This window comes from Pseudomonas sp. Y3 TE3536, from assembly GCF_053629175.1.
The window spans coordinates 6,268,439-6,289,427 of record NZ_JBRJHU010000001.1; the positions used below are offsets into that span (position 1 = coordinate 6,268,439).

Sequence of the window (20,989 nt, forward strand, 5' to 3'; positions counted from 1 at the left end):
CGCTGCTCCAACCTGTCAGGAGCAGCCCATGAGCCATTTGCACCCCCATCACGTAGCCCTGATTCAACAGCGCCTGCCCGGCTGGCTTCGCCAGACTTCCCCGCATCAGCGCCAGGCCCTGAAAACCCACCTGCTGCACAGCCACCGCGCCACACGTGCACTGCAGAAGGCCCTTGCCCCGCTGCAATCGGTAGAGGCGTTCTGCCGACCGTTGTTGAAGGGCGCGCTCGCACACTGGTACCCCGGGGTGTCGCTGCCTCCACTCGATACCACCGTGTTGACCGAGCGCACCACGGGCCACCTGCGCAGTCGGTCCTGGCTGGAAGCTGCCCTGCAGAATCTGCAAGCGGACACGCCGGTACGCCTCTATGCCAACCAGGATGCGCCTGAACTGGAACAGCTCGACACCGTGCGATTCGTGAAAGGCGTACGGCGCCTCGACCTTGGCCAGCGCTACCTTGACCACCTGCGCGAGCACGTCGACACTGCTGATTTTCGCGCGTTGCTGGGTGAGCAGGACCGTGCCGCCTTCGCGGTCGAATTGTTATCAGCGCGGCTGCAAGGGCACATCGACAGCCGCGGCGAAGCCTTGGGCGAGGCCGCGCTTGCCGGCGCGCGCGAGGTACAGACGCTCAGTGGGGCGATGCGCCTGCAATGTGGCTACCTGAGCCTGCTCGGTTTCCCGCTGAGTGGCGCCCTGCTGCTGCGACTCGAGCCACACGGGCAGACCGAGCCGTGCCTGCTTTACCTGCCTGGGGACACCCAAGGCGCCCTGCACCAGTACTCGTCCTTGCAGGCCGTCGGCACAGCACTCACGAAGCGGCTATGGGAGGAGCCTTTTCGTGTGTATTTCAAACGCTTTGTCAGCCACGCGCAGCAACCCGCCTTCGCCGCGCGACTAAGGCACACACTCTACCCGCGCTACCCCTACGCAGCGCTGCACCCGACCCCACCTACACTGGAGAAAGGTGAGTCATTCAACTGGATCAACCGGCTGTTCCCCTCGCCCCACGACCTGTGGCAAGAAACCCTGGACAAGAACGCCCGCCTGCCACTGGACTTCACGCCGTGGCCCGGCGAATGCTTCACCGCCAGGGCCAGCAACCAGGTGCAAACCACCTTGGCAGATGCCGTGACACTGGCTGTGCCCACGGCGCAGTTCGACGCGGCGGCGCAAACTGCCCGGCTGCTCGGTTGGCTGGGTGTGGGGCTGACTGTACTGAATGTGGCCAGCTTTTTCGTGCCCGCCTTGGGCGAGGTGATGCTGGTGGTCGGCGGGGCGCAAATCGTGGGCGAGTTCCTCGAAGGCGTCCATGCGCTGAACGAAGGCAAAACCGAGGCCGCCATCAGCCATCTGTTCGGTGTGCTCAACAGCCTGCTGCAGGTTGCGGCACTGGGTGCCGTGCACAGTGCGGGCCAGCTGGCAGGCCCCCTTGAAAACTGGACACGCCTCCCCGGCAGAACAGGCCAGCGCCTGTGGCACGGCGACCTGCGCCCCTTCACCCGCGAGGCGCCCTGGCCGCCAGGCACCCCTGGAGCGGATGGCTTGCACCACTGGCAGGGCCAACCGTGGATCAACCTGGAGGGCAAGGCCATGCCGCTGGAAAAAGCCCCCGACAGTCGCTGGCAGCTGGCACACGCGAAAGGCCATCAACGCGCCCCTCGCCTGCTCGGCAATGGCCAGGTGCCGTGGTTGCTGGAGCACGAACAGCCCTTGGCGTGGGACGCGGCCAAACTGCTGCGGCGCATCGCCAACAGCGGCCCGGCGGTGAGTGATGAAACCCTGCTGCGCGCACTGCGCTGCAGTGGTTTCAGCGAAGCAGCCGTGCGCCGCGTGGTGGTCGATCAGGAAGCCACCCCCGCCCTGCTGCTCGACTGTTTGCAAGCACTGGGCGCCACCGATACCCCCACAGCGGCCAGCACCGACGCCATCACGCTGCTGCTTGGCCGGGACTTCCCGTCCCTTAGCCGCAGAGCCAAGGCCGAGATCCTTGCCAATACCCGTACCAAGGACCTGGCCCTTGGCCAACGAAGGGGCCGATTGCCGCTCTCGGTAGCCGAAACAGCCCGCGCCTACCAGCACGAAGCACGCCTCGACCGCGCGCTGCTGCGCTTTTATCAGCACAGCGGCCCGGTGCAGGACCGTGATGCCCTGGCCGTGGGTTTTCTGCGACGGCTACCGGGTTGGACGGGCGAGGTACACCTCGAATTGCGAGAGGGCAACCTGCAAGGCCCACGACTGCAGGGCACTGACGCCCAGGGACGAGCCGGCAAAACCGTGGTGCGCGATGATCGGGGCTACCAACCCTACGACGAACACGGCCAACCGCTGGCCAGCCACACGACGCTCTACCAGGCCATTCTCAACGCCCTGCCTGACAGCGAGCGCATCGCCCTGGGCTTGCAGATACATGACCCTCTGCCCTTGCGTGACGCCCTGTTCGAACAGGCCGCCGGCAATCGCACGTACGCCGCCAAGCAATTAGGTATGGCGCCTGTGCGCACCCTGTATCGGCGGCCCACACGGCTCGCGCCGGGCGGCCGTGTCGGCTACCCCCTCAGCGGCCGTGGCCGGGGCTGGCTGAATGACGACGAGCTGTTCGACACACTGTACCCCAGCCGCCACCCCGGTGACCGCGAGTGGCTGCGCCAGCGCTTGCGCCTGGAGGCCGGTGAAAGCCCAGGCGCCTTTACCCGGCTGCTCGAACAGTTGCGCGAAGCGTACCAGCGCCTGAACACCACACTGGATGGCTGGGTAAATGACACAGAAGGCCTGGCGGTGGACACCCTCGAACAACGCACCGCTGCGCGGACGGAGGCCGCACGGCGCATACGCCAGGCCTGGCGCAGGGAGGGCGTGGAGGCCGATCAGCTGGACCTGGTACTGGAAGCCCAGGACCTGGGCGCCTTGCCGACCTTACCCACGCGCCTGGAGCACGTCCGGTGGCTGACTGTCGTCGACTCACCCCATGGCGAAGCGATCAACCTCGATGGCTTCCTGCAGGCCTTCCCTGGCGTGCGTAACCTGGACCTGGCCAACAACAGGCTGCGTTTGCTGCCTGGCGCCCTGGCCCAGATGAGCGAGCTGGAAACCCTGGACCTGCAGTGCAACATCGTGGCTTTGCAGGAAGCACACAATATCGATCTACTGACACGCCTGCCCCGCCTGCAGCGGCTCAACCTCTCTGGCGGCCTGGAGAGCCTGCCTGTCGCCGCTCTGCAGCGGCTCGGCCAGTTGCAGCACCTGTACGCGCTGAGGGCCGACTTGAACAGGCTCGCGCTGCAAGCCGAACACTTCGATGCGTTACAAGGCTGGCCCGCGCTGACCGAATTGAGCCTGGGCTCATGCGAGATCACCCTCACCGCAGAAAGCCGCGCGGCGCTGGGCCGCCTCAACCAGCTGCACTCGCTGCGCTTAGGGGATAACCCACTGCAATTGACACCCGACGTGACCGGCTGGCAGCACTTGCATACCCTCGACCTCGACCGCGTCGGTATCACCCAATGGCCCGAAGGCCTGCCAGGCTTGATGAATCAACGCCCACTCGTGCTGCGCTCGCTCGACCTCAGTGGCAACCGGTTGGTCGATGCACCCGAATTGCACGACACGGCGTTCGCTGAAGCGATACGCAACGGGGATGAAGGCACCTATTACGACTTCGACGACAACCCTTTCAGTGAGCAGGCCCAACGCAGCCTGTTCGGCGCAGGCCTGACGGCCATCCCTGACATGGAAGCCCTGGAGGACGAGGCCTGGGTGATCGAACTGCCCCCCGAGCTTGAGGCACACCGCGAGGCCAATGCCGAAGACGCTGAGTGGGCGCCCGTGTACCGCCTGACCGAACGCATGGCGCAAACGCCGGAGTACCTGGCTAACCCGGTGCGCACGCGTGAGCGCATCGTGCATGTACTGCGCACACTCACCCGCGAAGACGTCGGTGACGCGGGCTGGGGCCTCGCCGAGCTGCGTGAGCAAGTACTCACCGAGATCAACGACGCAGCCGAGGCCTGCGTGGACCAGGCCAGCCTGCTGTTCCAGCGGGTCGAAACGCAGGTGTCGGTATGGCGTAGCGTGGCCGCCGCGCACCCCGGCGCCACCGACGAAGCGGTCGCTGTGTCCGTCGCCACTGGCCTGGCCCGCCAGGGCCGCCTGGATGAACGCATAGGCGCCCTGTACAACGCTCGCCGGGCACGCCGGCAGGCCTTGAGCGATGCGCAAAACGACAGCGAACGCCAGGCCGCACCGGCCCTGGTGGCGGAAGACGACTTGAGCGATGCGCACCTGAGCGACCCGCAAACCCCGCCCGACGAAATTGAAATCGCCCTGGTCGCACGCATCGCCCTGCGCGAACGCCTGGGCCTGCCCGAACAACCTGGGCAGATCGCCTTCGGCTACCTGGCGCAACTGAGCGAGGCCACCCTGCAACGCCTGGCCCAGGCAGTTGAGGCCGAGGCGGATGCTGCCTTCCTGGCACGCTGGGCGAGCGAGCAACCCTTCTGGCGCGCCTGGGTTCGGCGGCTACGGCCTGAGCCATTCGAAACGCTCGCACGTGACTGGGAGGCCGCCTCGGAGTACTACACCGAGTTGAGTGAACCCACCACCGCGCCCGGGGCCTACCGCGGGCCCGCTGTTCCGTTGGCGTTTATCACCGCGCTGGAGCGCGAGACCCACACCGTACCGGGGCTGGCATGGCGGGTGGAGGGCACCTTGCAGCGCATCGACCTGGTGTCGGGGCGCTACAGAGGCGAAGACGAGCTTTACGCGCTGGCTGGCCGCCTGCTGCTCAGCACGCGCCAGCAGGCGCGAGACCAGCTCTACCGGCAGTTGACCCAGGCTCTGTTCCAGGCCGGCTGACGTACAGCGGGTGGCAGGCCCCCTGCAGGGCGTGTCGCCCGCAGCCGATTCGGCTGCAAGCGCTTCGACTTCAGCCTTTACCGCTGCGCCATTGCTCAGGCTGCCGATACCCCTGCGCCCAGGCCAGCACTTCACTCGCCGGCATCGGCCTGGCAATGAAGTACCCCTGCGCCAGCTCGCAACCCAGTGCCATCAGCACCCGCCCATGCTCGACACTCTCCAGGCCTTCGGCAACCACCTCGCGGCCAAACGCACGCGCCAGCCCGATCACCGCCCCGGTCAGGGCCAGGTCATCCTGGTCATGGAGAATGTCGCGCACGAACGACTTGTCGATCTTGATGGTCTGGGTCGGCAAGCGCTTGAGGTAGCTCAGCGACGAATAGCCGGTGCCGAAATCGTCCAGCGAAAAGCGCACGCCCAAGGCCCGGCAAGCATCCAGGCACTGGCTGACATGCTGCAGGTTGTCGATGGCCACCGACTCGACGATTTCCAGGTCCAGCCGGGCCGGGTCAACCCCGGGGTGCTCCGCCAGCAACTGTTCCAGGCGTTCGACGAAATCACTGCGCTGCAAATGGCGCGCAGCAATGTTGACACTCACCGACCACGGCTGCCTCTGCCCTTGCCAGGCCTGCAACTGGCTCAGCGCCTGGTGGATGACCCATTCGCCAATTTCGATGATCAGGTCGGTCTGTTCCACCAACGGCAGGAACTCGCCCGGCGGCACCAGGCCACGGCCCGGCCGTTGCCAGCGCAGCAACGCCTCGAAACCCAGCACCTCGCCGCTGCGCAGGTTGACCTTGGGCTGGTAATACAGGCACAGCTCGCGATTGCGCAGTGCCCGACGCACCCGTGTCACGGTTTGGTGGGTGGCCTTGAGTTCCTGCTCCTGGGACACATCGAACAGGTGGTAACGGTTGCGCCCACGCTGCTTGGCCACATACATGGCCTGGTCGGCGTGACGCACCAGGGTATCGGCGTCCTCATCGTCGAGCGGGTACAGCGTGACGCCAATACTGGCGCTCAGCGAGAGGGTGTGCTCGCGCACCACATAGGTGGCCGCCAGCGCCCGCAGCACCCGGCGCAGGGCTGCATGCAACTGGCGGTCGTCGCTGACATTGCGCAGGATCAGCACAAACTCGTCACCCGACAACCGGGCCACGGCATCCCCCCCGCGCAAGATGCCCTTCAGGCGCTGCGCCACTTCGACCAGCAACAGGTCGCCGGTGGCATGCCCGTAGCCATCATTGACCGCCTTGAAACCATCCAGGTCGAGCATGCAAACCGCCAGCGGGATGTCTTCACGGCGCGAGAACGCCAGTGCCTGGTTGAGCAGGTCGGACAGGTAGGCGCGGTTGGGCAGCCCGGTCAGCACATCGTGCCCCACCCGCCATTGCAAGGTATGCAGCAATTGGCGCTTCTCGGTGACGTCGAAGCGGATCGACACATACTTGCGCACCTTGCCGGTCAGCGGGTCGACCAGTGGCACCATGGTGCTGTCGACCCAGTACAACGAACCGTCCTTGGCGCGGTTGCAGATCTCGCCCTTCCACACCTTGCCCGCCGTCAGCGCCCGCCACATGCCGAGGAAGAATTCCGGCTCGTGCAGGCCGGAATTCAGAATGCGGTGGTTGGCGCCCAGCAGTTCGTCGCGGCTGTAACCGGAGATGCTGCAGAACTGCTGGTTGACGTACGTGATGCAGCCACGCAGGTCGGTTTCGGAAAAGATCGCGGCCGCGTCCACGGCCGCGCGATAGTTATCGTCCATAAGCATCCTGCCCTAACGGTTGAAGCGCTCCACGAGGGCGCGCAATCCGGCGCACACCTCCTCCAGCTCGGCACCGCGCGAGGCGGCCGCGTTGGCGCTATGGGCGCTGTGCTGGGCAATGCCCGCCACACCGTTGATCTGCCGCGACACCTCTTCAGCCACGGCAGACTGCTGCTGCGAGGCTGTGGCCATCTGCTGGCTCATGCCGCTGATGCGTTGCACCGCTTCACGAATACCGTGCAGCGCCTGTTGGGCCTCCTGCACCTGGGCAACGCCCTGCTCGGCGCCCTGAATGCCTTGGCTGGCAATGGCCACGGCTTCTTCGGCACCGCTGCGCAGGCCATCGATGATGGCCTGGATATGCAACGTCGACTGCCGGGTCTTGTCGGCCAGCGCCCGCACCTCATCAGCCACCACGGCAAAGCCACGGCCCTGCTCACCGGCACGGGCGGCCTCGATGGCGGCATTGAGCGCCAGCAGGTTGGTTTGCTCGGCAATGCCCCGGATCATCCCCGCCGCCTCGGCGATGGCACCGGTCTGACCAGCCAGGTGAGTGACCGCCTGGTTGATCTGGTCCACGGTGCCGGCCAGGGCGCGAATCGCCGTGCCACTGGCATCGGCCACGCGGCTGCCCTGCTCGGCCAGCAGGTGCGCGGTATGCGCCTCGGCGGCGGTGAGTTGCACATGGTTGACCACCTCGCCGATCGAGGCGGTCATCTCGGTCATCGCGGTTGCGCTCAGGTCGGTTTCGGCGCGCTGCTCCAGCAGGGCCGTTTCGGTACCGCGCGACAGACGCCCGGCATCGTGCGCGGCTACCGCCATCTGCGTGGCCAGGTCGCTGAGCCGGGTCAACGCGGTTTTCAGGCGCGCCTCTTCCCCGATCAAGATCAGCTGCAGTTGCCCGGCAGCGCCCGGCAGGTCGCTGTAGGTCAGCGCAGCGGTGGGGTCGGCGAAGGTGCCTTCGGCGCCCTGGATAACCCGCCGCAACTGGCGGCCCAGGTCGTTGCGCATCCACAGGCCATAGGCCGCGAACAACGCAAGGGTTAGGCCCTGCCCTGGCCAGCCTGGCCAGAACTGGTTGGCGCCCACCGCCAACACACCACCCAGCAGCGGCAAGGCCATGGCCTGGCCCAGCAACGCCAGGCGGCGGCCGTACGACAGCGGCGCCTGGCCCTGGCGCAGTCGCGCATACAGGGCCTCGGCACGGCTGACTTGTTCGCGGGTCGGGCAGACCCGTACCGATTCGTAGCCGATCACCCGGCCGTCTTCAAGGATCGGCGTGACGTAGGCATTGACCCAGTAGAAGTCGCCATTGCGGCAGCGGTTCTTGACGATGCCCATCCAGCTTTTGCCGGCTTTGAGGTAGCGCCACATCAATGCGTACACCGCTGGCGGCATGTCGGGGTGGCGCACCAGGTTGTGCGGGCTGCCGATCAACTCGGCCTCGCTGTAACCGCTGATGGCGGCAAATTCGGGGTTGCAGTAGGTAATGTGGCTGGCGGTGTCGGTGGCGGAAATCAGCCGCTGACCCGAGGGGAAACGTTGCTCGACCGGGGTTACCGGGAGATTGAGACGCACGATGAGACTCCATTCACTGACGAACCGGCACCCTGCCCATCGACGACCATCGGAACCGATACGCAGCGATCCGCTCCAATGTGCACATGCGCTTCCAGCCATACCGGCATGAGGCCGAATGACACTGGAAACTCGACGATGACTGTCCGGTCAAGCCGCGAATTCTACGAAATTCATCACATAAATCAAATAAAGGTGATCGATCATGGCGTTGCGCCATGCGGATAGATATCGTTAAGTTCTTGATTCTAAATGGGAATTAAGTGATGACGAGATCAGCTCTGGGTTTTGCCCTGCGCCGCTACCGCAAGCTGGCGGGTCTGACCCAGGCACAATTCGCCGAGCGAACCGGCTTCGACCCTAAGACCATCAGCCGTTTCGAGACCGGCGCCTATACCCCCAGCGTCGATGCGCTCATGGCCTTCGCAGGCGTACTGGGTGTCAAACCCAAGGACTTCTTCGCCGAACCGGACGACGAAGAGGAACAGCGCGCCTATCTGTTCGGTGTCATCCACAACGCCCCGCCCAAAGATCTTGGCAAGCTGATTGCAGCAGTGGACCAGGCGTTGGCCAAGCCCTGACCTGATTCATCGGTTTACCTGGGGGCGCTGTTCAGCCCCGATAAATGGCATGCACCGAATTAGAGCCTGGCAGGGCCAATTGCCCCACAACTGGTCAGACCGGTAAGGCCAAAATCACTTGCAATGTAGGATTTTTCGCGCTTTTATGGCCTCGCGCTGAACAAACCGGTAAGACCACAATAATTAAGTCCTGCGCTCTTTGACCCTCGCGGCATCGAAGCAAGGACACCGACCAGAGATCACTCCCATGCTCAAATGGTGCTCGCGTTCGATCTTCCTGCAAGTCGTGCTGGGCCTTGCCCTCGGCATTGCCTGCGGCCTCAGCTTCCCCGAAGTCTCCCTGCAACTCAAACCCCTCGGTGACGGCTTTATCAAGCTGATCAAGATGCTCATCGGCTTGATCGTCTTCTGTGTGGTGGTCAGCGGTATCTCCGGTGCCGGCGACTTGAAAAAGGTCGGGCGGATCGGCCTGAAATCAGTCATCTACTTCGAAGTACTGACCACCATCGCCTTGGTGATCGGCCTGGTGTTCGCCTTCAGCAGCGGCATTGGCAGCGGTGCCAACATCCACCTGGACCAGTTGTCCAGCGCCGACGCCAGCAGCTTGGCCGAGCGCGGCCAGCACATCCATGGCGCCACCGCATTCTTCATGGACCTGATCCCGACGTCGGTGATCGGCGCCTTTGCTGACAACAACATCCTGCAGGTGCTGCTGTTCTCGGTGCTGTTCGGCAGCGCGCTGAACCTGGTGGGCGACTCGGCGGCAGGTATTTCGCGGCTGATCAACGAACTTAGCCACGTGATCTTCCGCATCATGGGCATGATCGTACGCCTGGCGCCCATTGGTGTGTTCGGCGCAATCGCTTTCACCACCAGCAAGTATGGCCTCGAGTCGCTGCAGCACCTGGGTGGCCTGGTAGCGCTGTTCTACCTAACCTGCGCCGGCTTCGTGCTGATTGTCCTCGGTACCGTCATGCGCCTGTCGGGCCTGAAACTGCTGCCCCTGATCAAATACCTGCGTGAAGAGCTGACCATCGTCCTCGGCACCGCCTCTTCCGACGCCGTGCTGCCGCAGATCATGCGCAAGCTCGAGCACTTGGGCATTGGTACCTCCACCGTCGGCCTGGTGATCCCGACTGGCTACTCGTTCAACCTCGACGGTTTCTCCATCTACCTGACCCTGGCCATCGTGTTCATCGCCAACGCCACCGGCACGCCACTGGAGATGACCGACCTGTTGACCATCTTGCTGGTCTCGCTGGTGACTTCCAAGGGCGCTCATGGCATCCCAGGCTCGGCGCTGGTGATCCTCGCCGCCACCCTGACCGCCGTGCCGGCCATTCCGGTGGTGGGCCTGGTGCTGGTGCTGGCAGTGGACTGGTTCATGGGTATCGGCCGGGCACTGACCAACCTGATCGGCAACTGCGTGGCCACCGTGGCCATCGCGCGCTGGGAGAAGGACATCGACCTGGAGCGCGCGCAAAACGTACTCGCTGGCAAACCAGGTTTTGCCCACACGCCCCGCAAGCAGCCCAACATCCATCAACAGGAATTCTGATCGAACGCGGCCGGCGATGACGCCGGCCCTTCCAGGAGCGAACCGTGATCAGCTCATCGACCGTCGTCAACTCAGTGGTGGAAAAACTCCGCCAAGCCCTGGCCCGAGGCCAGTGGCGCTCCGGCGACATGCTGCCTGGCCAGCGCGAACTGGCCGAACAACTGGGCATCAGCCGCCCCAGCCTGCGCGAAGCCGTCACCGTGCTGGAAACCCTGGGCCTGGTGCGCGCGCTGCCCGGTAAAGGCGTGCTGGTGCTGGATGCCGATGCTGCCCTGCTGGAGCCGGGCATCGACACCAGCGCGTCGGCCAGCCTGGCCGATGTACTGGAGCTGCGCTACACCCTCGAGCCCTTCATCGTCGGCCTGGTCGCGCAATCGGCCAACAGCCACGACATCGGCCAATTGCGCCTGACGCTGATGGACATGCGCGAAGCGCTGGAGGCCGATGACAGCGAAGCCGGGGTCAAAGCCTACATCGCCTTGCATGAGGCGCTGTTCGCCCTGACCACCAACCCGATCTTCCAAAGCGTGGTGCAGCAGACCAGCAACGCCCTCAAGCAGAGCGCCGACATGCTGCGCAACTCGCCCGAACACCTGGCCGCACGGCTGAAGGAAAACGATGCCGTGGTGCGCGCCATCCGCGAACGCAACAGCGCCGAGGCCAGCGCCCAGATGCGCCAGCACATCCTTGCCGAAGGCCAGCGCATGGGCATCCAACTGAACATCCCGGACGAACACCCCCGCCCTTGACCCAGGAGAGCGACCATGACCGCCTGCGCCCACGCCGCCCCCCGCCTGCCTGCCTTGCTCGCCGCCGGCGAGACTCGCCTGTCGGCCGACCAGATCTACCCACGGCTGTTCGACGCAATCCTTGAACAGCGCTTGCCGCCGGGTGCACTGCTGCCCGAGCAGGCCTTGGGCCATGCCTTTGGTGTCAGCCGCACGGTGATACGCCGGGTGCTCGGCCGCCTGTCGGACCAACAGGTGGTGGTTCAGCGCCCCAGCCACACCGCGCACCTGGCGGCACCCGACCCCGACCAGGCGCGCCAGGTGCTCAGTGCCAGGCGCCTGGCCGAAACCACCTTGATCACCCTCGCCGCGCAACGCGCCCGGCCGGCGCAGATCCGCCAGTTGCGCCTGCTGGTCGAGCGGGAGCGCCAACACCACGAAAACGGTGAGCGCTGCGCGGCCATCCGCCTGGGCGGCGAGTTTCACCTGAAGCTCGCGCAGGTCGCCGCCAACGCGCCACTGGCGCGGTTTCTCAACGGCCTGGTGCCGATGACCTCGCTGATTATCGCCCGCTATGAGTCGCCCTGCTGCGACCACTGTGCCTGGGAAGAACATGCGGCGATCATCGATGCGGTCGAGGCAGGTGATGCCCCCGCAGCGCTGGCGTTGATGCACGAGCACCTGGACCGCCTGCAAGACAAGCTCGACCTGGGCTGAGTTTTTCGCCGTTGTAGGAGCGGCCTTGCGTCGCGAATGGGCTGCGAAGCGGCCCCCTGCAATGTTTCGGCGAGGCTGAAATCCTGGGGCTGCTTCGCAGCCCTTTCGCGACGCAAGGCCGCTCCTACTGGCAGCGATCTCTCTATACTCGAGAAACCACCCCAGCCTCTACCCAGGGAGGCGGCCGCGTGAGCTCGCGTACCCCCTTACTGCTACTGTGCCTGTTGCTGGCCCTCGGCGGCTGTGCGAGCAAGCGCCCGCCCGCCCCGCCACCGCCCGCCGTGCTCACCCCCGCTGCCTGGCAGCGCATCGACCAGGACCTGATCGAGGCCTCGGTCGGTGCCGCCGGGTCGGCCAACGACTACGCCCGCCGCTCGATGCGGGTGTGGAAGGAGCAGGTGCAGCAACGCACCGAGAGCGACTTCATCCCCTGGTTCACCGGCTACTGGACCCAACAATGGCTGACCCTCAAGGTCGCCTGGTACAAGATCGACAGTGGCGAGGGCCGTGAGCCTGCAGAAAAACGCCTAGCGCTTTACCTGCAGGAGCAGTACCACGAACGGGTGATCGAGCCCGTGGCCGAGCAGATCAACCCCGAGGGTATTCGCGACCGCGCCTGTGAACTGTACGTGCAACTGTTCGGCCAGCAACTGCCTGGCATCATCGCCCGCTACAACGCACCGGCTGAGCAATTCAGCCAGCGCCTCAACCGGATACCCGCCATCGCTCTGGGCCCGCCCGCTGCACGCAACGCCAGCCTCTACCAACTGCTGCGGGCCAAGTCGCTGGACCAACAACCGGCTTGGCAAGCCATGCGTGAGCATTTGCACCAACAAGCCAGCAAAGGCCCGGGGCAGACCGACGTGGGCCTGTCGTCGGTGGCCACCCGCGCCAGCGAGAAGCTCGGCGCCACTCTGGCCCCACGCGGCATCGCCAGTGCCGTGGCCTCTGCGGTGGGCAAGGTGGCTGGGGCGATGATCTCGGTGGCGGCAACCGGGTACGGCATGATCACCCACGGCCGTGAACAACCGCAGATGGTCGAACAGTTGCGGGTGATCCTCAACGTGGCGCTGAACCAGGAATGGCAGGAGTTGATGGAGAACCGCCAGAGCGGGGCGATGGCGGGGGTGTATTACCTGTCGGGGCAGGTCGAGGACAGTTTGCTGGCCAGTGCGCCGCGGCCGGTGGAGCAGCCGATAGCGCCGCAGGCGGAACAGCGGCAGGCGCCTTTGTTGATACGCCTGCCGCCTTAGGGGTTGCTTGTGCGGGCCTCTTCGCAGCACAAGGGGCGTTTCAGCAACCTGTCAGGCAGTGGCCAGCGCCGAGGTGGGCAAGCCGAAGAGCCGGTCGAATGCCCAGTTGTAGGCAAAGGTGTAGCACGGCACCAGGATGATGAACGCCAGGTCCACCAGAAACGCCTCGACCAGGCTCATGTCCAGCCACCAGGCAATCAGCGGAATCAGGTACACCACCAACGTCAGTTGAAAACCGATGGCATGCGCCACGCGCCGGGCCACGCTGCGCCCGCGTTTGGCCTGGCGGGCCTCCCAGCGCTCGAACAGGGTGTTGTAAATCAGGTTCCAGAGCATCGCGATGGTGGTGATCATCACGGCCAATGGCCCGGTGTGGGAAGCCTGGGTGTCTGACAGATACGCCAGCCCGAGGGTGGACATGCACAACCCGATCAGTTCATAGAAAGTCACATAGACCAGTTTGCGTTTGAGCCCCTGCACCTGGGTTTACCTCCAAAGTCAAAAAACGATGGGGCGAGCATGCTTCAATCTTCTTGACAGTAAAAGTCAGCAGCTGTCAGATCAACTGACAGGAGGCTGCCATGAACTTTTCCAGCGACAATATTCAGCTGTTTCTCGCCGTGCTCGACCGCGGGTCGTTCTCCGCTGCCGCACGCGCCCTGCACCGGGTGCCGTCGGCCGTGAGCATGGCCATCGGCAACCTTGAGGCAGAGCTTGGCTACAACCTGTTCGAACGTGGCCCGCGCGAAGTGCGGGCCACGGCCCAGGCCTTGGCCCTGGAACCCCACGCCAGGTTGATCGCCGAACAGCTCGGGCTGCTGCAGGTGCATGCCCTGGAGTTGTCCCAGGGGCTTGAGAGCAGCCTGACCATCGCGGTGGTCCCCGACGTCGACCATCGCCCGCTATTAAGCGCCATCGCCCAGCTCGGTGAGCGCTACCCGCTGCTGGACATCGCGCTGCTCAGCGCCCCCCAGGAAGAAGCCCTGCACTTGCTCGACAGTGGCCGCGCCGACCTCTGCGTGGCCTTCGCCGGCCTGCAGGTCGATGCCCGTCGCGGCTTCCAGTACATCGGCATGGAGTCGCTGGTGGCTACCCTGTCACCCACCCATCCGGCGCTGCTCGACGCACGCATTCACTATCTTGAAGACCTGATCAATGTGCGCCAGATCCTGGTGCGCAGCCGCGACCTGCCGCTGACCGACCCGCGCGCCCTGATCGGGGCCACGCACTGGTCCACCGACAGCTTCGACGTCGCCCTGCAGATGGTCGAGGCCGGCCTCGGCTGGGGTGACCTGCCGCTTTCGCGCATTGCACCGCTGCTGGCGGCCGGGCGGCTGGTGCGGCTGGATTTTCGCAATACCCGTAATGAACTGCAGTTGCCCGTGCACATCCTATGGCGCAAGCAGCACCCGCTGCGCCAGGCGGCGCGGCTGTTGATCGAACAGCTGTGTAAACGCTGAATGCCGTTCGTCGAAACGGCCTAAAGAAATTTCGCTAAGTGTTTCAATTTTTTACCCCTCAAGCCGATAGCCAGACGACAGGGCGTAGCGCGTCATGAGTGCGCTATGCCCTCCCCCCTGATTGGCTCAAGGTCTCGAAACATGAACCTGAAATTTCGCCACAAGATCCTGCTCAGCGCGTGCGGCGTCGTGGTCCTGGCTTTTGCCCTGTTCACCCTTTACAACGACTACCTGCAACGCAACACCATTCGCCAGAATATCGAGTCCTCGGTGCAGCAATCCGGCGCACTGACCGCCAGCAGCGTGCAGAACTGGATGAGCGGGCGCATCCTGGTGCTGGAAAACCTGGCCCAGGACATCGGCCAGCAAGGCGCCGGTGATACCCTGAACGGCCTGGTCGAGCAACCGTCCTATACGCGTAATTTCCTGTTCACCTACTTGGGCCAGGCCAACGGTGCATTCACCCAGCGCCCGGACGCGCAGATGCCCGCCGGTTACGACCCCCGCCAACGCCCGTGGTACAGCACCGCGGCAAGCGCCGGGCAGACCGTTTTGACCGCACCTTACCAAGGCGCCGTCGGCGGCTTGATGGTCACCATTGCCACCCCCGTGAAGGGCAAAGGCAACGGTGAACTGATCGGTGTGGTCGGCGGCGACGTGACCCTCGACACCTTGGTCGAAATCATCAACTCGGTCGATTTCGGCGGCATCGGCCATGCCTTCCTTGCTGACAGCAATGGCCAGGTCATCGTCAGCCCGGACAAAGACCAGGTGATGAAAAACCTCAAGGACATCTACCCCGGCAGTGGCCTGCGCGTCGCCTCGGGCATGCAGGATGTCACCCTCAATGGCCAGGACCGCCTGATCTCCTTTGCCCCGGTCAACGGCCTGCCGTCGGCCCAGTGGTACATCGGCCTGTCGATCGACAAGGACAAGGCCTACGCCGCCCTTAGCCAATTCCGCACCTCGGCGATCATCGCCATGCTCATCGCCGTGGCCGCCATCGCCGGCCTGCTGGGCTTGTTGATCCCGGTGCTGATGCAACCGCTGACCACCATGGGCCGTGCCATGCGCGACATCGCTGAAGGTGAAGGTGACCTCACCCGCCGCCTGGCCGTGCAGAACAAGGACGAGTTCGGCGAACTGGCGATGTCGTTCAACCGGTTCGTTGAACGCATCCATGCCTCGATCAGTGAAGTGTCGTCGGCCACGCGACTGGTGCATGACCTGTCGGAAAAGGTGGTCAACGCCTCCAACGCTTCGATCACCGGCTCCGAAGAACAGAGCATGCGCACCAACAGTGTGGCGGCAGCCATCAACGAGCTGGGCGCTGCCACCCAAGAGATCGCGCGCAACGCCGCCGACGCCTCGCAGCATGCCAGCGGCGCCAGCGAGCAGGCCCACGGTGGCCGCGAAGTGGTCGAGGAAGCGATCAGTGCCATGACCGCCCTGTCGCAGCGCATCAGCGAATCGTGCGCGCAGATTGAAACGCTCAACGCCAGCACCGACGAAATCGGCAAGATCCTCGATGTGATCAAAGGCATTTCCCAGCAGACCAACCTGCTGGCGCTCAACGCCGCCATCGAAGCCGCGCGTGCCGGTGAAGCCGGCCGTGGCTTCGCCGTGGTCGCCGACGAGGTGCGCAACCTGGCGCACCGCACCCAGGAGTCGGCCGAAGAGATCCATCGCATGATCACCAGCCTGCAAGTGGGCTCGCGCGAGGCGGTGCATACCATGAACACCAGTCAGGTCTCCAGCGAACAGACCGTGCAGGTGGCCAACCAGGCCGGTGTGCGCCTGGCCAGCGTGACCCAGCGCATTGGCGAGATCGATGGCATGAACCAGTCGGTGGCCACTGCCACTGAAGAGCAGACTGCCGTGGTCGAGAGCCTCAACCTGGACATCACCCAGATCAACGCCCTCAACCAGCAAGGCGTCGAGAACCTCAACGAGACACTGCTGCACTGCGATCAGCTGGCCCAACAGGCTGGCCGATTGAAGCAGCTGGTGGGCAGCTTCAGAATCTAACTGTCACGTTCGCCAGCAAGCCCTCTCCACACCCCTGTGGGAGCGGGCTTGCCCGCGAATGAGCTGCGCAGCAACCCCGCTACACCACCACCGCTTTTACCGCCTTACCCCGCCGCACCCAGGCCAGCAACACCGCCGCCATCAGCACAAAACCCAGGTAGCCAAACAGCGGATACACCTCGCCCACCAGGCTGATGAACCCCACCAGGCTACAGCCAAACGCCACCACCCCGGTCACCACCGAGCCCCAGCGAAACGTCGCCGTGCCCGCCGGCAACAGCCGCGAAAGGAACGAGAACATAGTGCCCACCGCCGTGTTCACGATCATGCCGAAAATGATCAGGCACATCACCAGCCCCAACAGCGGCGATACCTCATTGGCAATCGACAGCATCGGCATCGGCAGATCGGCAACACTGTCCAGGCGCGACAACAGCCCGGCGCTCATCACCAACATCAAGCCACCGAGCGCTGCACCGCCCAGCAACCCGCCCCACACCGCAGTCTTCTCGCCCTTGGCCGAGCCCCCCAGAATGGCCAGGATCGGCGCACCGGCAACGATGTTGTAGGACACATACAAGAACGCGCCCAACAGCCAATGACGGGTACCGGCCTGCTGCTGGCTCGCCAGGTGATCGAGGTCGGCAAAGCTCTGCTCGCGGGTAAACACTGCGTACAGTGCAATCGCCGACGCCACCAGGATCAACAACGGGGTGATCGCGCCGATGGCCAGGATCACCTTGCGCACGTCCAGGCACACGATGCCCACCACCACGACCGTCATCAGCACGCTGCCGGTCAACGCCGGGATGCCGAACTGCTGCTCCAGCAGTGCCCCCCCACCGGCCAGCATGACCACGGTGACGGCGAACATGAAGAAGGTGATCAGCCAGTCGACGAACAGGCCCAGGTGACGGCCACAGATGGCCTGTATCACGTCCTTGTGCGATGTGGCCCGCAGCCGGTTGCCCAAGCCCGCCAGGGCCATGCCGAGGAAGGTGAACAAGGCGGCGCTGACCAGCGCGCCGACCAGCCCCCACACCCCGAAATCGACAAAGAACAACAACAGTTCCCGCCCCGAAGCAAAGCCCGCCCCCACGATCACGCCAACGAAGGCCCCGGCGATTTTCAGCTGCTCTTGCATGTGAACCTCTGGTTTTATTGTTGTTGTGTGTCACTGCGGCAAAGAACCCCTGTAGGAGCAGCCTTGTGCTGCGAAGAGGCCAGCAGCACCACAGCAATGCCATGGGCAATCCCCTTACGCAGCACAAGGCGGCGCCTACAATTTCCTGCTGGATCAGTGAACGGTTACGCTTGACCGATAAACGCCTGCACCTCGATCTCCACATCCACCCCCAGCGCCAACGCCGAGGCCACCGTCGAACGAACCGGCAAGGCGGCGCCGAAGAATTCCTTGTAAACCTCGTTGAAGCCGGCGAAGTGGCTCATGTCCGACAGCCACACCGTGGCTTTCACCACTTGGTCGAAGCGTGCCCCGCACGCCTCCAGGCTCTCGACGATGCGTTCGCAGGCTGCCCGGGTCTGGGTCTGGATATCACCCCGCACCACTTCGCCGCCGGCACTCATCGGTACTTGGCCAGACAGAAACAGGAAGCCGCCGGCTTTTACCCCACGGGAAAACGGAAATGGCAGGCTGCTGGGAAAACGCTGGATTTCATTGCTCATAAAAAGCTCCTTTCAGGGTTGCTGGAAACGTGCCGGGGACAAGCGTTCAGGCGCCACCCCCTGGCTGACAAGGCTAGGGCACAGCGGCTGGCCGAGCAGCAGGTCAGCCGCCAGGCGCGAAGCACCCGCGGCCGACTGGATGCCATAGCCACCTTGCGCCGCCAGCCAGAAAAACGCAGGCATGCGCGCATCGAAACCAATCACCAGGTCGCCATCGGCAACAAACGAACGCAAACCGGCCCAACTGTGGCTTGGGCGGCGGATAGTCAGCGTAGTCATGGCTTCGATGTTGTAGATGCCCAACGCCACATCGAGCTCTTCGGGCGCGGCATCCTGGGGTTCGACCGGGTCGGCGTTGGCGGGCGAGCCGAGCAGTTGCCCGGCGTCGGGCTTGAAATAGAAGCTCTCGTCAACGCCAATCACCGCTGGCCAGCGGGCGAAGTCCTGCTCGGCGGGGCCGGGGAAAGTAAACGCGCTGCGGCGGCACGGCTGCAGGCCGATGGGCGCCACGCCGCATTGCTCGGCGACGCGGTCGGCCCAGGCACCTGCCGCATTGACCAGTTGATGAGCCTGGACACAGCTGCCATCGCTCAATTCCACCTGCCATACCCCATCGAGCAAGCGGGCCTTGGCCAATTCCGCGTTGCAGCGCAGTTCACCCCCGGCAGCCCGATAGCTGCGCAAAAACCCTTGGTGCAGCGCGTGTACATCCAAGTCCATGGCGCCTGGCTCCAGCACCGCGCCGGCCACGACCTCGGGCCGCAGGCTCGGCACCAGCGCCAGCGCCGCGTCGCGGTCGAGCAGGCTGACTTCGGTGCCATTGGCCAGGTTCTGCGCATGGGTCTGTTCGAGCAGTTGCTGTTGTTCATGGCTGGCGACATAGAGGCAGCCGCGCGGCTCAAGCAAAGGGTGTTCGCAGAAGCCTGCGGGCGGCGCTTCGTAGAACGCTCGGCTGGCACGGGTCAGTGCCTGAATCTGCGGCGTGCCGTAGGCCTCCATGAACATGGCCGCCGAGCGCCCGGTCGAGTGATAGCCCGGCTGTGACTCGCGCTCGAGCAGCAGCACCCGTTGCTGGCCAGCCAGGCGATAACCCAAGGAGGCGCCGGCAATGCCTGCGCCGATGATCAGGGTGTCGTAGATCGGGTTCATGCACGCTCCTGCTTCGATAATTATCATTTATGAGAATTCTAATATATGAGAATTTAGAAATGCGCAAGGGTCCAAGGTAATATGCCCGACCAACGCCGTATGCCGAGTGCCCCGAATGCCCGATGACCGTCCCGATGCACTGCCCTTGCTAGACCGCGCCGCCGTCGGCAGGCGCCTGCGCCAAGTGCGCAAGGCGCGCCAATTGACCCTCAAGCAATTGTCCGAAGCCAGCGGCGTGCCGGTGTCGACCTTGTCGAAAATGGAGCTTGCCCAGGTATCGGTGAGTTACGAAAAACTGGCCGCCGCTGCCCGCGCGCTGAATGTCGATATCGCGCAGTTGTTCCGTGCCAGCGGCACGGCGGATACGCCGGTGCCGGTCACCGTGGTGGTGGATTCACTGGCCGCGGTGGCGGGCTACGCGACGGGTACCTACGACTACCACCCGATCGCCGGTGCATTCCCCGAGCGGCGCATGACACCCGCCTATGCCCGCATCATCGCCCGCGAACGCGGGCAGTTCGACGACTTTATCCGCCACCCAGGCCAAGAGTTTGCACTGGTGCTCAGCGGGCGTGTGCGCATCGAGTTCGAGACGGGTGAAGCCGTCAGCATCGGCCCGCAGGAGACGGCCTACTTCAATAGCCAGGTGGGGCATATCTACCTGTCGGAAAGCGAAGACGGCGATGATGCGCAGGTGATGGTGGTCATGACGGACCGCTGAGCGGTGCCGCACAGGCACCACGCAGTTATAACCTAATAACGAACTAGTCTATTTGGCTATTAAAAATTCTATATGCTGGCTTCCATCCGATAACGGGCAAAGTTGGGCAGTCGAGTAGCGTATGGATGTAGGTTCTTTCGGTTTCACCCTTGCCGGGCTGGTCGTGGGTTTCATCGTCGGTATGACCGGCGTAGGTGGCGGCTCGCTGATGACCCCTATTCTTTTGTGGTTTGGCATCAACCCGGCCACTGCTGTCGGCACCGACCTGCTCTATGCCGCCATCACCAAGGCCAGTGGCGTCTGGGTGCATGCCCGCAACAAGAACATCGACTGGAAAATCACCGGCCTGCTGAGCCTGGGCAGCGTGCCCGCCGCCGCACTCACCCTGTGGTTCCTCAGCACCCTGCATACCGACACCTCGGCGCTCAACGCCATCATCAAACAAGGCCTGGCCGTGGTGTTGATCCTCACCGCACTGGCCATTCTGTTCAAATCGCGCCTGCAGGCATTCGCCAGCCGTCATGCCGGTGACCACTATCACCTCAGTGACCGCAGCCTGAACACGCTGACCGTGCTCACCGGCGTCGTGCTGGGCGTCATGGTCACCCTGACCTCCATCGGCGCTGGCGCATTGGGCACCGTGGCCTTGTTCCTGCTTTATCCGTTCCTGGTGACCCGCCGCCTGGTCGGCACCGAAATCGCCCACGCGGTACCGCTGACCCTGGTCGCGGGCCTGGGCCACGCCGGCATGGGCAACATGGACTGGTCGCTGTTGGGCTACCTGCTGCTCGGTTCGCTGCCGGGTATCTACATGGGCAGCCACCTTACCGGGCGGATTTCCGACCGCGTGCTGCGCCCGTGCCTGGCCGCGATGCTGTTGCTGATCGGCTACAAACTGGCCTTCTGACCA

16 protein-coding genes and 1 pseudogene are annotated in these 20,989 nt (G+C 64.3%); 10 read left to right on the forward strand and 7 right to left on the reverse strand.

What is annotated here, in order from left to right; translation table 11 throughout:
• The first annotated feature begins 28 nt into the window (after window positions 1-28).
• Window positions 29-4,855, forward strand: coding sequence for a dermonecrotic toxin domain-containing protein (locus tag AB7M33_RS28025; protein WP_454244169.1), 4,827 nt, complete (start codon window positions 29-31; stop codon window positions 4,853-4,855).
• A 70-nt stretch (window positions 4,856-4,925) separates the two neighbouring features.
• Here AB7M33_RS28025 and AB7M33_RS28030 read toward each other — a convergent pair whose 3' ends face one another.
• The 3 genes and pseudogenes from AB7M33_RS28030 to AB7M33_RS28040 form a co-directional block, all read right to left on the reverse strand.
• Window positions 4,926-6,620, reverse strand: a complete 1,695-nt coding sequence (locus AB7M33_RS28030; protein ID WP_454244170.1) for a putative bifunctional diguanylate cyclase/phosphodiesterase — start codon at window positions 6,618-6,620, stop codon at window positions 4,926-4,928.
• A gap of 12 nt (window positions 6,621-6,632) precedes the next feature.
• Window positions 6,633-7,742, reverse strand: coding sequence for a methyl-accepting chemotaxis protein (locus AB7M33_RS28035; RefSeq protein WP_408981370.1), 1,110 nt, complete (start codon window positions 7,740-7,742; stop codon window positions 6,633-6,635).
• Between the two features lie 126 nt (window positions 7,743-7,868).
• Window positions 7,869-8,300 (reverse strand): annotated as a pseudogene (locus tag AB7M33_RS28040) (PAS domain-containing protein); the annotation flags it as partial.
• A gap of 164 nt (window positions 8,301-8,464) precedes the next feature.
• On the opposite strand from AB7M33_RS28040, the gene AB7M33_RS28045 reads away from it, so the two are divergent.
• The 5 genes from AB7M33_RS28045 to AB7M33_RS28065 all read left to right on the forward strand — a co-directional run bounded on the left by AB7M33_RS28045 (window position 8,465) and on the right by AB7M33_RS28065 (window position 13,035).
• Entirely contained in the window at window positions 8,465-8,779 is a 315-nt protein-coding gene (locus AB7M33_RS28045; protein WP_027593967.1) for a helix-turn-helix domain-containing protein, read from the forward strand.
• A gap of 247 nt (window positions 8,780-9,026) precedes the next feature.
• The gene (locus AB7M33_RS28050; RefSeq protein ID WP_099429945.1) at window positions 9,027-10,337 is read left to right on the forward strand and encodes a C4-dicarboxylate transporter DctA; all 1,311 of its coding nucleotides are present in this window, start codon (window positions 9,027-9,029) and stop codon (window positions 10,335-10,337) included.
• Between the two features lie 44 nt (window positions 10,338-10,381).
• Window positions 10,382-11,086: a FadR/GntR family transcriptional regulator gene (locus AB7M33_RS28055; protein ID WP_099429946.1), complete on the forward strand. Its 705-nt coding sequence runs from the start codon at window positions 10,382-10,384 to the stop codon at window positions 11,084-11,086.
• Window positions 11,087-11,101: 15 nt separating this feature from the next.
• Window positions 11,102-11,782 (forward strand): GntR family transcriptional regulator, encoded by a 681-nt coding sequence (locus tag AB7M33_RS28060; protein WP_027593970.1) that lies wholly within the window; start codon window positions 11,102-11,104, stop codon window positions 11,780-11,782.
• 188 nt (window positions 11,783-11,970) lie between these two features.
• A complete protein-coding gene (locus AB7M33_RS28065) occupies window positions 11,971-13,035 on the forward strand; it encodes a hypothetical protein (RefSeq protein WP_454244171.1) in 1,065 nt (354 codons plus the stop codon).
• Window positions 13,036-13,086: 51 nt separating this feature from the next.
• On the opposite strand, the gene AB7M33_RS28070 is transcribed toward AB7M33_RS28065, so the two are convergent.
• The gene (locus tag AB7M33_RS28070; protein WP_027593972.1) at window positions 13,087-13,515 is read right to left on the reverse strand and encodes a PACE efflux transporter; all 429 of its coding nucleotides are present in this window, start codon (window positions 13,513-13,515) and stop codon (window positions 13,087-13,089) included.
• A 101-nt stretch (window positions 13,516-13,616) separates the two neighbouring features.
• Between AB7M33_RS28070 and AB7M33_RS28075 the strand changes: the two genes are divergently transcribed.
• Together AB7M33_RS28075 and mcpA are read left to right on the forward strand one after the other, a co-directional pair.
• Window positions 13,617-14,495, forward strand: coding sequence for a LysR family transcriptional regulator (locus AB7M33_RS28075; RefSeq protein WP_454244172.1), 879 nt, complete (start codon window positions 13,617-13,619; stop codon window positions 14,493-14,495).
• 141 nt (window positions 14,496-14,636) lie between these two features.
• The gene (gene mcpA / locus AB7M33_RS28080) at window positions 14,637-16,523 is read left to right on the forward strand and encodes a methyl-accepting chemotaxis protein McpA (protein WP_027593974.1); all 1,887 of its coding nucleotides are present in this window, start codon (window positions 14,637-14,639) and stop codon (window positions 16,521-16,523) included.
• 79 nt (window positions 16,524-16,602) lie between these two features.
• On the opposite strand, the gene AB7M33_RS28085 is transcribed toward mcpA, so the two are convergent.
• From AB7M33_RS28085 to AB7M33_RS28095, 3 genes are all read right to left on the reverse strand, one after another.
• Window positions 16,603-17,667, reverse strand: a complete 1,065-nt coding sequence (locus AB7M33_RS28085; protein WP_099429949.1) for a YkvI family membrane protein — start codon at window positions 17,665-17,667, stop codon at window positions 16,603-16,605.
• A gap of 164 nt (window positions 17,668-17,831) precedes the next feature.
• On the reverse strand, window positions 17,832-18,209 hold the full coding sequence (locus AB7M33_RS28090) for a RidA family protein (RefSeq protein WP_454244173.1): 378 nt from the start codon (window positions 18,207-18,209) through the stop codon (window positions 17,832-17,834).
• A 12-nt stretch (window positions 18,210-18,221) separates the two neighbouring features.
• Window positions 18,222-19,358, reverse strand: coding sequence for an NAD(P)/FAD-dependent oxidoreductase (locus tag AB7M33_RS28095; RefSeq protein WP_454244174.1), 1,137 nt, complete (start codon window positions 19,356-19,358; stop codon window positions 18,222-18,224).
• Window positions 19,359-19,473: 115 nt separating this feature from the next.
• Between AB7M33_RS28095 and AB7M33_RS28100 the strand changes: the two genes are divergently transcribed.
• A complete protein-coding gene (locus AB7M33_RS28100; RefSeq protein ID WP_454244175.1) occupies window positions 19,474-20,079 on the forward strand; it encodes a helix-turn-helix domain-containing protein in 606 nt (201 codons plus the stop codon).
• A gap of 121 nt (window positions 20,080-20,200) precedes the next feature.
• A complete protein-coding gene (locus tag AB7M33_RS28105) occupies window positions 20,201-20,986 on the forward strand; it encodes a sulfite exporter TauE/SafE family protein (RefSeq protein WP_027593979.1) in 786 nt (261 codons plus the stop codon).
• Window positions 20,987-20,989: the final 3 nt, after the last annotated feature.

What these genes read in the sequence shown, in the direction of transcription:
- AB7M33_RS28025 (WP_454244169.1), top strand. Translation starts at nt 29, where the DNA reads ATGAGCCATTTGCACCCCCATCACGTAGCCCTGATTCAACAGCGCCTG.
- AB7M33_RS28030 (WP_454244170.1), bottom strand. Translation starts at nt 6,620, where the DNA reads ATGGACGATAACTATCGCGCGGCCGTGGACGCGGCCGCGATCTTTTCC.
- AB7M33_RS28035 (WP_408981370.1), bottom strand. Translation starts at nt 7,742, where the DNA reads ATGGCCTTGCCGCTGCTGGGTGGTGTGTTGGCGGTGGGCGCCAACCAG.
- AB7M33_RS28045 (WP_027593967.1), top strand. Translation starts at nt 8,465, where the DNA reads ATGACGAGATCAGCTCTGGGTTTTGCCCTGCGCCGCTACCGCAAGCTG.
- AB7M33_RS28050 (WP_099429945.1), top strand. Translation starts at nt 9,027, where the DNA reads ATGCTCAAATGGTGCTCGCGTTCGATCTTCCTGCAAGTCGTGCTGGGC.
- AB7M33_RS28060 (WP_027593970.1), top strand. Translation starts at nt 11,102, where the DNA reads ATGACCGCCTGCGCCCACGCCGCCCCCCGCCTGCCTGCCTTGCTCGCC.
- AB7M33_RS28075 (WP_454244172.1), top strand. Translation starts at nt 13,617, where the DNA reads ATGAACTTTTCCAGCGACAATATTCAGCTGTTTCTCGCCGTGCTCGAC.
- mcpA (WP_027593974.1), top strand. Translation starts at nt 14,637, where the DNA reads ATGAACCTGAAATTTCGCCACAAGATCCTGCTCAGCGCGTGCGGCGTC.
- AB7M33_RS28085 (WP_099429949.1), bottom strand. Translation starts at nt 17,667, where the DNA reads ATGCAAGAGCAGCTGAAAATCGCCGGGGCCTTCGTTGGCGTGATCGTG.
- AB7M33_RS28090 (WP_454244173.1), bottom strand. Translation starts at nt 18,209, where the DNA reads ATGAGCAATGAAATCCAGCGTTTTCCCAGCAGCCTGCCATTTCCGTTT.
- AB7M33_RS28095 (WP_454244174.1), bottom strand. Translation starts at nt 19,358, where the DNA reads ATGAACCCGATCTACGACACCCTGATCATCGGCGCAGGCATTGCCGGC.
- AB7M33_RS28100 (WP_454244175.1), top strand. Translation starts at nt 19,474, where the DNA reads ATGCCCGATGACCGTCCCGATGCACTGCCCTTGCTAGACCGCGCCGCC.
- AB7M33_RS28105 (WP_027593979.1), top strand. Translation starts at nt 20,201, where the DNA reads ATGGATGTAGGTTCTTTCGGTTTCACCCTTGCCGGGCTGGTCGTGGGT.